The 13702-nt window shown below is 59.4% G+C and carries 9 protein-coding genes; 2 read left to right on the forward strand and 7 right to left on the reverse strand.

Annotation, left to right across the window (positions count from 1 at the left end):
- Window positions 1-8 precede the first annotated feature (8 nt).
- The 7 genes from AC13RE_RS19590 to AC13RE_RS19620 are packed head-to-tail and all read right to left on the reverse strand — an operon-like array spanning window position 9 to window position 10331.
- Window positions 9-2414, reverse strand: a complete 2406-nt coding sequence (locus tag AC13RE_RS19590) for a cellulose synthase (RefSeq protein WP_488564158.1) — start codon at window positions 2412-2414, stop codon at window positions 9-11.
- Window positions 2405-3454, reverse strand: a complete 1050-nt coding sequence (locus AC13RE_RS19595) for a family 8 glycosyl hydrolase (RefSeq protein ID WP_488564159.1) — start codon at window positions 3452-3454, stop codon at window positions 2405-2407. The genes AC13RE_RS19590 and AC13RE_RS19595 overlap by 10 nt, the downstream gene beginning before the upstream one ends.
- On the reverse strand, window positions 3451-5946 hold the full coding sequence (locus AC13RE_RS19600; protein ID WP_488564160.1) for a cellulose biosynthesis cyclic di-GMP-binding regulatory protein BcsB: 2496 nt from the start codon (window positions 5944-5946) through the stop codon (window positions 3451-3453). The genes AC13RE_RS19595 and AC13RE_RS19600 overlap by 4 nt, the downstream gene beginning before the upstream one ends.
- On the reverse strand, window positions 5946-8135 hold the full coding sequence (gene bcsA / locus AC13RE_RS19605; protein WP_488564161.1) for a UDP-forming cellulose synthase catalytic subunit: 2190 nt from the start codon (window positions 8133-8135) through the stop codon (window positions 5946-5948). The genes AC13RE_RS19600 and bcsA overlap by 1 nt, the downstream gene beginning before the upstream one ends.
- A 59-nt stretch (window positions 8136-8194) precedes the next feature.
- On the reverse strand, window positions 8195-9178 hold the full coding sequence (gene bcsN / locus AC13RE_RS19610) for a cellulose biosynthesis protein BcsN (protein ID WP_488564162.1): 984 nt from the start codon (window positions 9176-9178) through the stop codon (window positions 8195-8197).
- Window positions 9069-9371 (reverse strand): hypothetical protein, encoded by a 303-nt coding sequence (locus AC13RE_RS19615; RefSeq protein ID WP_488564203.1) that lies wholly within the window; start codon window positions 9369-9371, stop codon window positions 9069-9071. Before AC13RE_RS19615 ends, bcsN begins: the two co-directional genes overlap by 110 nt.
- A 51-nt stretch (window positions 9372-9422) precedes the next feature.
- Window positions 9423-10331: an alpha/beta hydrolase gene (locus AC13RE_RS19620; protein WP_488564163.1), complete on the reverse strand. Its 909-nt coding sequence runs from the start codon at window positions 10329-10331 to the stop codon at window positions 9423-9425.
- Window positions 10332-10631: 300 nt separating this feature from the next.
- Here AC13RE_RS19620 and AC13RE_RS19625 point away from each other — a divergent pair, with 300 nt between their 5' ends.
- Both AC13RE_RS19625 and AC13RE_RS19630 read left to right on the forward strand, forming a co-directional pair.
- The gene (locus AC13RE_RS19625; protein WP_488564164.1) at window positions 10632-12821 is read left to right on the forward strand and encodes a TonB-dependent siderophore receptor; all 2190 of its coding nucleotides are present in this window, start codon (window positions 10632-10634) and stop codon (window positions 12819-12821) included.
- 199 nt (window positions 12822-13020) lie between these two features.
- The gene (locus tag AC13RE_RS19630; RefSeq protein WP_488564165.1) at window positions 13021-13602 is read left to right on the forward strand and encodes a dienelactone hydrolase family protein; all 582 of its coding nucleotides are present in this window, start codon (window positions 13021-13023) and stop codon (window positions 13600-13602) included.
- Window positions 13603-13702 lie beyond the last annotated feature (100 nt).

A 13702-nucleotide genomic window follows, 5' to 3' on the forward strand; every position in this document is an offset into this window, starting at 1 on the left:
TAGGCTTTTCAATACTCCTCCCGCGGCGGATGTAGCGTAAGCTGGAGGTCGCGCAAGCCACGGCTGCCGTCGCGGCTGCCGGTTGCGGCAACCGCGGTGAAGATGCGTTCGGCATCGTCGTACATTTTCAGATTGAGGTAGCAGTATCCACGCAGCACCATCAGGTCGACGCGTTCCTGCTGCAGTTGCGCTCGCTGATCGAGATAGAGCAAAGCCTCGTGATAGCGCTTGCCCTCGAAGGCCGACAGTGCGCGGTCGGCCAGTATGGCAACCTGCAATTCAGCGGCGCGCTGGTGGTTCATCGGCGCCTTGGTCGCAGCGACGGCGGCATTATTTGCAAGGCCGGCCCGCAGATAGGCCAGGCTCTGTCCGTAGGCTGCTTCTTCGCGCGATTTTGGATCCGTGTTGCTCAAGGCGACATCAAAGGCTTCCACCGCTTCCATCGGTCGATTGAGGTTCATCAGGCACCAGCCGCGCGAAAGAGCATTGGCAGGCGTCAGCAGCTGCGCATTGACGGTGGTATTGCATCCCGCCGCCTGCCGTGTTGAGCGGGTAGCCACCCGGGCACGCGTATCCGGCTCGGTATAATTCGGGGAAGGAGCACGGCGGGCAGGGGTCATCTGTTGCATCGGGATCTGCCCGTTGACGTAAGGCTGCGTTACAGGAGACTGGGGTGCGACCTGAGAGGCCATCGGCTGCACATTCTGCGGCCCGCCTTGCTGCATCGTCGTTTGCGGTAAGGTTTGGGCGGCAGGTTGCAGTGCCTGATTGGGAGACGGCAGCGGTTCTGACCTCGGCGTGCGCGGCGCCGGCTCGCCGAGCACGGCGATCCGTTGGGAGCGACCGGCCCACAGTCTCTGGACTTCGGCGACGCCCACACGATCGTTCAACTGGTTGCGCGTAATGGCAAGGCCGTAGGCGGAAGGCTCGTCGTCGGGTTTCCAGCGCAAAGCCGTCTCAAACCAGCGAGCGGCGGCCTGTGGCTGGTTCATCGAGCGCGCAAACCACCCGAACTGCTGGGCCGTCGGGACATACTTCTGCTTCACGACCTCCGCGGCGATACGGCCGAGAACATCTTCGCTGAGATTGGCCGGCGGTTGCAGCGCCATCAGATTGGCGGTGGCCGCAAGGTAGGTCGCCATCGCGTCTTTGGATTCGTTGCGCCATTTATACATGGCGTCTTCGGCTTCCTGCGGTTTGCGGTCGGCAATCAGCACCAGGGCTAGCCCCTGCGAGATCGTGGCCGAATCTTCCTTCTCATGCGCGGCTTTGAACCATTGCTCGGCGTCGGGATAATCGCTGCGGCGTAAATAATACCAGCCGAGGAGCGCATCATCGGATGCGAGACCCTGGCTGCGGGCGACACGCTCGACCTGAGATAGATAATCCTGCGATACCACCAGCTTCGGATCGTCATTGCCCTGGGCGATGAAACGACGAGCCAGATCGGTCCTGATGCTATCGAATTCACGCCCGGCATTGCCGTCGGGCCTTTCGAGAGCCAAAAGGTCCTGCATCGGCTGATAGGGCAGCAGAGCCGCCGCTTTCTGGATGGTTGCAAGCCTTTCCTGCGGATTGGTGCAGGTCTTCAGGATATATTTATAGGCATCCTGGCCGCGGGCGGCGCGATCGGTGCGGATGAAGGCTTCGGCGACGCGCCAGAGGACGTCGATATCGCTGCAGGTCAGCAGGCTCGGCGTTCTCGCGCCGATGTCGATCACGGTCTGATATTGCTTCAGATCGGAGGCGTTGACGAGCCGGGTGCGGGCTTCCGCAATATCGAGCCGCTCCAGCAGATCGGCAGGCGGCTGCCAGCCGGGTTCGCTAGTCTGGCGGTCGGCGACGGCTTTGCGCACTTCGGCGTAGCGGCCTTCCGAATAGAGCTGCCACATGGCTTCGAGCTGCTTGTCGCTATTTTGCGGGATGGCCAGCGGATCGGCAGGTGGCCTCCAATTGGGGTGGAGCGCCTGCAGCCGGGAGATTTCGGCCTGCAGTCGCGCCTTGTCGCCCCGGCTTGCAAAATAGCGCAATGCACTTTCGTCGACCTTCGGCTGATTATCGCCAGCTTGTGCCGGGTTGGACTGCTGAGGTGATGTTGGCTGCGTAGTTTGCGGCTGTGCCTGCTCCGGCGAGGCTTGCGCGACGGAATCCGCGGCGGTCGTATTTGCCGGCTTCGCGGGAGTGTCGGAGAGAACCGCCGACGGCGCAGCCGCCTGTATATGGTCGGAGAGCGTTTGCAAATCGACCGGTTGTCCCGAGCTGTTGTCGGCGACAAGCATCGCCTGCGGTTCGAGGCGTGCCGACTTTGCCAGCTTGATCTTGTCTTCCGGCGAATCGTGATCCTTCGTCGCGAGCGTGAACCCCGCCACGGCGACGGCCATGAAAGCCATGATCAAGGTGGACTTTATAAACACTCCGGATGCTTCTCCGTGACGAAAGCCAGGCTCAACAGCTGCAAGGTGGCTGGATAGTAAAGCGATGGGGTGAACTGCCGAGCCGAAGCAGGCAGTTTCGTACCGCTCACCACACACGCCACAACATCGTTAACAATTCTATAACCCACGTCTGGAAGCAGGTCCTTCGGCTTGCCCGTTGTCAGATCGATCGTGGCAGGCTGATCCTCCGCGACGGTCATTCCCTGCTGGAGGCGTGAAAGCAGCGCCTTGTCGTCGATCCCGGCGCGCGCCAGGTAAAGCGGGATCCTGACGCTATTATAGCCGAATTCCGCTTCGAAGCCGTCCGCGGGTTCCGGTTTCGCCTTGAGGCTGACCCAGTCGGCAGGAAGCTTACGCGGGCCAAATTGCAGGGAGCGCAGCAGGGCAAGGCCGTCTGTGCTGAGCTTCTGCCAGCGATCGGAAGGCACCAGCAGCGCCATGACGGGGATCGCTTCGAAGACCCAATAGGATGGATTGATGACCGGCCCATCCTTGCGCCCAGGTGGCCGGTAACCTTCGGCGCCTGGAATAAGCAGCGTCGTCCCTACGGACGTGATGACAAGATGAGCAAGGATGGATCTCGCCATGCTTGCGGCCGTCTGTAGATAATCTCTATTGTTCCAGGCCGATCCCGCCAGGGCTAGTGCGTAAGCAATCAGCAGATCGCCATCCGAAGCATTGTTCGTGTCCGCTACATGCGGGATGACGGCCGGATCCCATTTCCAGACGGCAAGACCGTCGTCGCGCAGCAACAGCTCCGTGCGGGTAAAATACCAGATCTGTTCGAAATCGGCCGGATTGTTGGCCAGGTAGGCAAGCAGCATACCGTAGCCTTGCCCCTCGCTATGGCTAATGCCGCCATTGCCGTTGTCGATGATGCGACCATTCACATCCAGGAATTTCGCCTTGTAGGCAGCCCAGGCCTGCGGATCGATTGCCGCTCGCTGAGCGGCAGCCGGTTGCGCTGCCGTCAAAATGGCCGCGCTGCAGATAGCAACAATAAGGCGCCAGAGCTTCATTCGCGCCTGCCGATCTTGGAAAGAACGCTTGCCGTGCTCACGCCGAGCAGGAAGGAGCCGATCACGAACAGAAGGGCGTAGGACAATATGTTGCTGGAAAGCCAGTTTGCAGCGATCAGCCGATAGTTTGTCAGCGACCAGGGCTGGGAAACGACAAAGCTGAATCGGCTCACAGGCACCGTATCGATTTTCCCCGTCTTGCCGGAATAGACCGTGATGCGGCCACCGATCTGCGACCAGGTATGTTGCGCACTCATTGCCTCGGCACCCGCCCGCAGGTCTCCGGCGCTGGGCGCAGTGACGACGGTCCAGGTTGCGTCATTGGTCGGATTTGCCTCTTGGGCGATCAGGAAGCTGTTTGCATTCGATGGTGTGAACATCTGTTCGGAGCTGGGAATGAAGCGCAGCGAGCTCAGAGTAATGTCGAAATTGCGATGCATCCATTGCTGGAAGTTCTGCATCTGCCCCTGCAATATCCCGCCATTGATGCGCGTGCGCCAATCGGCAATCGTCACGGAAGCTTCCGGTATATTGCCCTGGCCAGGGGCGGGCGGACGCCAGGCGACCTGGCTCGCAGCGGAGATGTTCATTTGCGCAAGGATTGTCGACGGCAGTTGCGAAACCGATCCTATGAACAGAGCACTACGGGCGCCGACGGTATTCGGCGAGGCGGTCGGTTCGAAAGGGATAGGGTGACCGGCGGTGAGCGCCATCTGGCCCAGGAGCGTTGCGGTCGCAGACAAGGTGTCAGCATCTGGGCGGTCGATGAAGAGCGCGGCGGGCTCGGTCTCGCGGCTGTAGGGGTAGCCTGTGCCGGCGAGCGCCGCCAGATTCGGGCGCTGTGCGATCCTCGCGAAATCCGGTACCGTGAACTGGCTCGTGTCGAAGAGTGCAAATCGCGGCGTCGTACTCGATGTTGCGGCAGGCGCGCAGGCAGTATCCTCATCGGCCAGTAACATGGCTTCAAGTGTGATGGTGTTTAATCCCGGCTTGAAATGGCGCATGGTGATGCGGATGGGCAATTGCCGGAAAATGCCGCCCCCGGTCGCCGTGATCGGCTTGGTCGTGGCGATGCTGCCATTGACGTAGACGTCGATATGGCTGCCCGGCCGCACATCCTTGGCATAGGCCGCATCCAGCAGGATGGTCGCCTCGCCGTACCCATTGGCGTAGAAATCGGAGGGGATCGCCACGTTGAAGCTGGTATGAAAACGTCGACCGGAGAATTCCGTTGTCCTGACTCCCAGCTGTTCGAAGGAAAGGCTGGTGCCCGAATAGATCAGCGGCGCGTCGGGTGCAGACCATCGCTGCGTTACCAACAGATCACGGCGAGTGCCCGGCGCGCGTTCGGTCGGCGACACCACCATGTCGACCGCAGACGCGATAGCCTGCCATGAAGGGCCACTGACAAGGAGAAGCTGCTGACCGCTGCGCGGGTCCGTTGCAAAGGTCGCGAGCGCGCCACTTTGTGCTGCGGCCGGAACAGCAAAGATAGGCTGCAGCTCTGTCGGCGTGCCGACGACGACGGTCATTTTGCCCGGGCCGGGCGCGGGGAGGCCATCTGTGTCGAACGAAAAGGCCTGGTTCGGCATTCCGCTCAGAAGCGCCAGTCCCTGTGCCAGATGCAGGATCGGCTTGGTCGTCTCTGGTTGAGCCAGCGCCGGTACGACGAGATTGAATTGCGTCTTGCCGCTGCCGTCGACGCCAATTGCGCGGATCGCATCGGTCGTCGTCAGTTTCTCCGCGTCGCGGCCGGCAAAGCTGAGATAGGTTCTGGCGGGGTCGATGTCGGACCAGAGCTCGTAGGTCGACGCAATATCACAGTCGACGCGGTGGCGCTGCGTCGCCTCGAAGGTCAGGAGATTGGCGCCGGGCTGCAGGAGCCCGCGCGGAATGTCGAAGCTGATATCGGACTCGTTGTCCGAGGAGCCGATCTGCTGCTGATGAACGGCGCGGTCGTTCACCAGAACAGTGATCTGGGATGCCTCCGGGGCGACGACAACTGCATTCTGATAGGCAAATGTGAGTTTCGCCGGGGCTGCCGCCTGCTCAGGCGTCAGATAGATCGACCAGGACTTGCGATCGGCCTCCCCCTCCAATCGCAGCTTTGCGAAGGGAACGACATAGCGCCGGAATGCCGACGCATCGTTGCCAGCGGTTGCCTGCTTCGTCTTCCCTGCCGCTTGTGGCGTTGTCTGCGCGGGAGCAACAGGCGGGACGGTCTGTGGCGCCGGAGTTTGCGGCGTAACGGAGGGCGGAGTCATGACCAGAGGCGGAACGACTTGAGGTGCAACGGTTTGAGGAGCGGTGGCCGGCGGCGCTGCTGTTTTGGGCGACGCTGTCTGCGGCGCGGCAGTTTGCGGGATAATGACCTGAGGCACTGTCGGCGCTTCGCTCTTCGGCCGCTCGCCGGACATGTCAAACGGCGCCGTCTGCGCCTGTGCTGTAACGGCGCCAAGAAGAAGCAGGAGGATGGGGAAGGTGCGATTCATCAGCTTCTCGCCTTCGCGTCCTGCCGCTGCTGCGTGCGATCGGAGCCCACACCTTTGAACAGATAGAGCAGGCCGCGGCTGGTCTGATAAAGCGACATGCTTAAGAACCAGAAGGTCCCGCGGATGATACCGGGATTGCGCCGCCGTGCCTGCTGGAATTTCGTCCATTGATCGGAATTGGCAAAGACGAGATCGGCAATCAGGCGGTGGTCGGCAGCACCCTTCGGAATATATTGGCAGCCGATGGCCGTGATATCTCCCATCTGTTCGATATTGCGAACGACGATTGACAAGGTCACCATTTCGGCGCCGCTATAGGGCTGAAAGCGTATGGTCGCTTCCGAGCCGACCTTGACCGGTTCCAGGTCCTTATTGAAGACGTTCAGCCGGGCGCCGTGGACGGAGACGTTCTCGATGGAAGCGGAGTTCCACCGTCCGTCGATCCCGAATTCGCTGCGGCGATCGACCCGCACGCGCCGTGAAGAGGCGCGCTCCCCGCGTTCGGAGACGACGCCGAGCGCACAGCCGGAAAGGATGAGGTTGATGATGTTCCAGCCGCCGACGACAAGCGTGACGTCCGCTTTATAGGGCTCAGCATAGATGCGGTATATGGTGACAGCCAGCGCGATGATCTGAACGGCGAAGATGACAAAGAACGGGCGGCTGATTTCCGAAAGCCGGCTGACGGCGATGGACTCATCCTTGGCGGTGACCTTGAAGGTCGGTTTGCGGGGATTGAGCATAACCGAGACGACGGCCGGCAACAGATGTACCGTCTGAACATATTCATAGAGCTCGGAAATCCAGGGCCAGCGGAACGACCCATAGAGGTAGTTCTGCATCATCAGGTTTACGAGCATATAGGCAAGCGTATAAGCGAGAAACTCGCTGCCCGATGCCGTGAAGATCTCGAGATCGAAGAAGAGATAGCAGAGTGGTGCAAACAGGAAGATGGCGCGCGGAAACGGAAAGAGCCAGAACAGCGTCGAGGACATGTAGCAGAGCCGCTGCGGCAGCGTCAGACCGCGCTTCAAGAGCGGGAAGCGGAAGCGCAGGATCTGCATCATGCCTTGCGCCCAGCGACTGCGCTGGCCGATGAAGCTTGCGAAAGTCGCCGGCTGCAGGCCGGCAATCAGCGGCTTGTCGACATAGATGCTGTTCCAGCCGGCGCCATGCAGCGCAAGGGCGGTTTCGCAGTCTTCTGTGATGCTGACGCCGCTAAAGCCATTTTGCGATTGCAGCGCCTTGCGGCTGAGCACGGCGGCCGAACCGCAGAAGAAGGCGGCATTCCACTTGTCGAGACCGCGCTGGATGATGCCGTAGAACATTTCGTTCTCGCTCGGCATGCTGTCGAACGTACGCAGATTGCGCTCCAGCGGATCCGGATTGATGAAGAAATGCGGGGTCTGAACCAGAAAAAGCTTCGGATCATCCTCAAAGTAGCCGACGGTCTCGCGCAGGAAATCACGCGCGGGCGCATGGTCCGCATCGAAAACGGCGATCAGTTCGCCGTTCGAATGCTCCAACCCGTTATTGAGGTTGCCCGCCTTGGCGTGTTCGTTGCGGTCGCGCGTCAGATATTCGACATCGAGATCGACGCAGAGCCGCTTGAGTTCGTCATGGCGGGCGATTGCCGCTTGCGATTCCAAAATCTTCGTCGAATTGCGCTTCTGCAAGGTGCCGCCATCGTCAAGCAGCCAGACCCTCAGCTTGTCGGCCGGATAGTCCATAGCCTTGGCGGAGGCAAGCGTGTTGGCCAGAAGATTGGTGTCTTCATTGTAGGACGGCACGAAGACATCGACGCTCGGGAAGTTCTTGGTTTCGGAAGCGCGGTTGGTGCGCGGTGGTAGCGGCGTGGCGACGATGAAGAGGCTGAGCATCAGCATTGCCACGTTGTACATTTCGGCGAGGTAGAGCAGCAGGCCGGGAATGAAGTTTTCCAGCTGATTGACGGGCGGCAACGTATAGGATGTACGCCAATAGACATAGCGCAGCACGATGGCGGTGCCGAAGGCGAGGGCCACCAGCCGCCAGGTTCCCTGACGCTTGAGGATCTTGATGATCGCCATCAGAGTGACCACGACGGTGCTGGCAATCAGCTGCGTTTGAAGGTTGACCGGTAACGTGATCAGAATGATCCCGCAGAGCGCTATCACGGCCCATATCAAGATGCTGCGTGCAGTCTGCATTGGTGTCCCTTCAAAGGTATTGCCAGACGCCATCCTGGCGTCCCCCAGCGGAACCGCTGCTAGCGGCACCCCTGAGATATGCCAGTTGCCCTGTTACAGTCCGGTAAAGGCACGATCATATTGCTTGCAGTATTTGCCGGCAGTGGTGCGGCCGACGAACTCGCGCCGCTTCCGCCATTGATTTGGGAGGGCTCGTTTCCACCATCCGGCAGCGGTACGCGCGGTCCGATCATCGGCGGCAGCGCTGGTGCCGCCTGCGGCTGAGGTTGGATCACGACCGACCGGCGCCTGATTGTCGGGCGCATTGTGACGGGGGCGGGCTGGTAGCCGATGCTGATCGGCGCAGTGCGGTAGGGTGCCGCGTCGGGATAGACCGGTTCGCCGGGCTTGCCGAGAGCAGCATCAGCACCGCGCGGTGCACCGAAAGGATTGAGCGCGGCGCCGGCAAAATGGCCGGCGATCGTATAGCCATAGACGGCGCTCAATAGCTGGCGTTCGCTCGCATGGGCGTCGCAGAGTCGGAGGCGCACCTGCACCATGCCGAAATTGCGCTGCTCTTGCTGTGGCGCAAAACCGGCCTTCACCTGCTGCCAGGCATAAAGACATGTATCGCCCGCCCGGCTCTGGCCGGAAGCATAGCCGAACGGCCCGTAGCTGTTCTGGACGAAGGTTGCCGAGCGCGCGAGCCGAACAGCGGGTATTGCAGCCGCCATTTCGCGAGCAATCACCCGGTCGCTGATCGTATCGAACGGCCGGCTCCCAAGTCCCGGATTGGGGCCTGCTATGCCCTGAAATTGGATCTTGAGGAAGTTCTGGCCTGAGACGGAAGATGACGTGGAAAGCGCGATCGTCTGCTCGACATCCTTGCCATGCCTGCGCTCGACCACGTTTATGATCGCCGGTCCACCGGGTGGCGGAAATGCCAGCGCCTTGTCACTTGTGACCGTTTCCACGCCGATCGATTGGTGAACCTGACCGGTTGTGGTGCAACCAGCCCCGATATAGGCCAACATTATCAAAACTATCGTCTTTGAAAAATGCATCTTTTAGATCGCGGCAATCCTGGTCACATTCATCGGCAAATTGCGCGACGGTCTTTAGAATCAAGCCCTTGTATTCACTATAGCAAATAAAGGTGGTTATGGTTAACCGATGGTTAATTTTGCCCATTGGAGTGCCGGAAGAAACCAGAAATGCGCAGCCACTGCGCTCCATCGTGCCGAATGCACGAAGCACGATATTTTTCCTAAGAAGAGGCTGCAACTTCAGGCGGCAAGCCTATGAATTTCAGAATGATTTCTTTCTTCGAAATGCGATTTGGACGGCCCGGTTCAGCGCGACCGGAAGGACTGACATGTGGTTCTCTCCGGCGTATTCTTCAAAGGTGATCGTTCCTGTGGATGACACCAGTTTGCCCCAGCTCTCAGCCATCTCGCGGGCAAGTTCTATCGTACGTGTTTCCTTCGCACGTTCCTGTCGTTTTTGCTCGTCGGCGGTGCCTTTGTGGAAGGGCGCGAGGTTCTCGCCTTCATACTGACCGGCGGAAAGATGCAGTTCCAGGTCGAGCGGCTCTTGGTGCCTGTCGAGGAATTCTCTCTCCATCGAAAGAATTGCTGAATCTTCCCAGTAGATCGCTGGGCTTGCGGAAATCCAGCGGCTAAAGGCATCGGGTTTGCAAAACAGCGCGTAGAGCGTGAACAGGCCACCAAACGAATGGCCGAAAAGCGTCTGGCGCGAGCGGTCGATCCGAGCTTGCCGCTCTATCCAAGGCTTGAGCTCGTCCTCGATGAGCGCCAGAAAGCGTTCGGCACCCCCGGTCTTTACATCCGGCGTATCGGGAAAGAACGGCGGATAGACGCGTCCGGGCGGCGGGCTCAAATCCCAGGAGCGGCGGAGCGGGTCATATGGCTCGTCCGTGGGATAGCCGATGGCAACGATGACGCCTTCCGCGACATTGGTTCCGTTCGGATAGCTCGCCTGCACTTTCAGCGCGTCGACGGCGGTCGCAAAGCAGGCGTTACCGTCGGTCAGGTATAGGATCGGCCAGCCCTCCGGCGGTGCCGGTTTGTCCGGGCGATAAAGAAAGATCCTGTGCGGATGATCGGCATTGTCAAACTTCAGGTCGATGAATGTGCAACCGGGAAGGGTGGCCGGCGCCAGGATGGAAGCGGCATTGTATGACGATGTATGAAACATGGCCTCTCCGGCTGACCGATCATGTGGGGCGCCGGAATAACAGCGCCGATATTTGCAGAAAGATGACGAAAAGTCTCATATTATTGGTGGCGCGATCTGGCAAGCGGGCCAAATGCTTTGCTAAGCGTAATTTTCAGGTGCCTTCCGCAGTTCGGTGTTCGGCCATCAGGGGCGATTCTGCAACATGAGAGTGGAAACGAATAAAAAATATGACTCTTGTACTCATGTATTCTTGACGCCGGCTACGCCTGCGAACTAATTTGCGCCATCTTTTCCGAAACGGGCAGGCGCAAAGGGCTTATGAAGCAGAAATCCCATAACTATATCAGTAATTTGACACGAAAGAGATTTCATCTTGCAAGCGGCGCCACCGCACTTGCGACAGTGTTTGCTTTAAGCGGAAATGCCTTCGCGCAAGATGCTGCGGCCGATGCGAACAATGGAAATGCCACCCAGCTCGCGCCGATCATCGTCAGCGGCCAGTCGAGTGACGCAAGCGATAACACGACCGTGGCGGCGAAGAAGAGCATGGGCGCCACCAAGATCAATACGCCGATCCTCGAGACGCCTCGCTCCGTATCGGTGGTGACCAAAGAGGAGCTCGAACAGCGCGGCGCTCAGGATATCGTCGAGGCGGTACGCTATTCGGCTGGCGTCCAGACCGGCTCCTATGGCTTCGATCCGCGCTTCGATCAGGTCTATATTCGCGGCAATGATGTTACAACCGTCGGCGATTATCGCGACGGGCTGCGTCAGCCCTACATGAATTATGCGATGTTCCGGACGGATCCCTATGCGCTCGACCGCGTCGAGATCATCAAGGGACCGGTATCCGTGCTCTATGGCGCCGGTTCGCCGGGCGGGATCGTCAATAAAATATCGAAGCTGCCGACAGACGAGACGATCAGGGAGGTCGGTGTTCTCTACGGGACATCGGACCGTGCCCAGACGATGTTCGACTTCGGCGGCCGGGTCAATCAGGACGATGACAGTATGCTGTATCGCATCGTCGGCCTGGCACGAAAGGGCGACACCAATTTCGATATCGCCGACGATCGTTATCTGATCCAGCCGTCCTTCACTTGGAAGCCGGACGACACGACAAAAATCACCATCTATGGCTCGGCGCAATCCACCGAGACGGACGCAAATCCCGGCGCGATGATCGGCCCCGATGGCAATGTTCTCGATTATCGCGACAGCGACCCGGATTACGATTATCAGAGGACCAAACAGCAGCAGGTCGGCTATCAGTTCGAGCACGAGTTCGATGGCGGCTTCACCTTCCGTCAGAATCTTCGTTTCTCGCATCTTGATCTGAAGTCGCGTTATCTCGGCACTTACAGCTGGGTCGGCGACGTTGCCCAGCGTGGTGCGACTTCGATCGGCGACAGGATGAACGTCTTTCAGGTCGACAACCAGCTTGAATCCAAATTCGATACCGGTCCGGCAGCCCATACCATGCTGTTCGGCCTCGATTATACCCGCATGAGCGATTCCTTCGCCTATGGGATGGATGCGACGACCAGCCCCGCCTATGACTTTGATATCAGCAATCCGAGATATGGCGTATCCGGCCCGACACCGGCCTATAATTTCAGCCGGGTTGACGCCAGCCTGCAGCAGTTCGGCGCCTATGCCATGGATCAGATCGAACTCGACAGGTGGCGCTTCACGCTCGGCGGGCGTCAGACCTGGGTGAAGCAGTCGACCGACACCACCATTGTCTCCACTGATACGACAACCAAAGACAGCTTCAACAAGAATGCATTTTCCTACCAGGCTGGTGCGCTCTATCTCTTCGACAACGGCATTGCACCCTTCACCAGCTATTCCACCTCGTTTAATCCGGTCACGCAGCGGTCTGCATCCGGCAGTATTCTCGATCCGACCAAGGGCGAACAGTACGAGCTTGGCGTAAAATACCAGCCGCCAGGCACCGACATTCTGCTTTCGGCCGTCGCCTATCATCTGGTGGAGAAGAACAAGCCGGTTCTCGTCGATCCGCTGTTGGGCATTTATGCCTCGCTCGGTGAAGTGACCAATAAGGGGATCGAACTGGAAGCCAGGGCAAACATCACCGATGGCTGGGATGTGGTTGCCGCCTATGCCTATAACCACTCCGAAATCACGCGTGGTGACAATGCCGGAAACGCACCGGCCGTAACGCCCCAAAACATTGCCAGCCTGTGGTCGAACTACACGTTCCAGGATGATTCTGCCGCCAAGGGTCTGACCGTCGGCGCCGGCATTCGCTATACCGGCGAGACCTATACCAGCACGGCCAACACCGACAAGAATGATGCAAGCGTCTACCTGGATGCTGCCGTGTCTTACGACTTCGGCGCGGTCGATCAGAAATATAAGGGCCTGATCGCATCCGTCGATGTCCGCAACATCGCCAACCGCCGCCTGACGGTCTGCAACGAAGGCTATTGCTACCTCGGGCAGGGCCGCAACGTCACGGCCTCGTTGAAGTATCGCTGGTAAGCTTATCGGGGCGCCGTATTCTGTGCGGCGCCCGCTCCGCCCCGGTAGCGTCCTTTCGTCGGCTGAACTCGACCTTACTGTCAGCAACGCTACTTTGCGGCCTGAGCCTGCTGCAAAAGATACCCGCATTCTTGCCGATGCGGCTATGAGGCTGTAGCTAGCAGAAAATGTACCCGACCATCCCATCGCGAGGTTCCGTATGGCTGAGGTTCTTTTGTTCCACCACGCACAGGGATTGACCCTGGGTGTGCGAGCATTCGCTGATGAGTTGCGGGGTGCCGGTCACATCGTGCACACGCCTGACCTATTCGATGGGCGCATTTTTCAAAGCATCGAAGAGGGGCTCGCCTATATCGGCGATGTTGGATTCGACGATATGCGGGAGCGCGGCGCCTGTGTCGCTGACGATCTGCCTCCTGCGCTCGTCTATGCCGGGTTCTCGTTCGGTGTGCTGCCTGCGCAGAAGCTGGCCCAGACACGGCTCGGAGCCCGAGGAGCTCTCTTCTTCCATTCCTGCCTGCCGATCAGTGGCGAATGGGCCTTCGGACCTTGGCCAGATGGCGTGCCTGTCCAGATTCACGGGATGGAAAACGACCCGATCTTCGTAGGCGAGGGTGATATCGATGCCGCCCGGGAGATTGTGGCGAAGGTCGAGGACGCGAAGCTTTTCCTTTATCCCGGCGATCAGCACTATTTCGCCGACAGTTCGCTTCCGTCATATGATGCGCGTGCAACTGCGCTGCTGACGAGCCGAGTACTTGAGTTCCTGGGTCGCGTCTGATCGAAGCCAGTGTTTTGATTTGAACTTGGTTCCCAAAAGTGGTCGTGCAGCAACGCAAGCAATCTGCCCGCCTTCGGCTGGCAAGCATCCCGTTTGCATT

The sequence above is a fragment of the Martinezella sp. CNPSo 3959 genome, assembly GCF_057784355.1.

Coding starts and splice junctions, on each gene's coding strand:
- AC13RE_RS19600 (WP_488564160.1), bottom strand. CDS start 5,946: ATGAATCGCACCTTCCCCATCCTCCTGCTTCTTCTTGGCGCCGTTACA.
- bcsA (WP_488564161.1), bottom strand. CDS start 8,135: ATGCAGACTGCACGCAGCATCTTGATATGGGCCGTGATAGCGCTCTGC.
- bcsN (WP_488564162.1), bottom strand. CDS start 9,178: ATGCATTTTTCAAAGACGATAGTTTTGATAATGTTGGCCTATATCGGG.
- AC13RE_RS19625 (WP_488564164.1), top strand. CDS start 10,632: ATGAAGCAGAAATCCCATAACTATATCAGTAATTTGACACGAAAGAGA.
- AC13RE_RS19620 (WP_488564163.1), bottom strand. CDS start 10,331: ATGTTTCATACATCGTCATACAATGCCGCTTCCATCCTGGCGCCGGCC.
- AC13RE_RS19595 (WP_488564159.1), bottom strand. CDS start 3,454: ATGAAGCTCTGGCGCCTTATTGTTGCTATCTGCAGCGCGGCCATTTTG.
- AC13RE_RS19630 (WP_488564165.1), top strand. CDS start 13,021: ATGGCTGAGGTTCTTTTGTTCCACCACGCACAGGGATTGACCCTGGGT.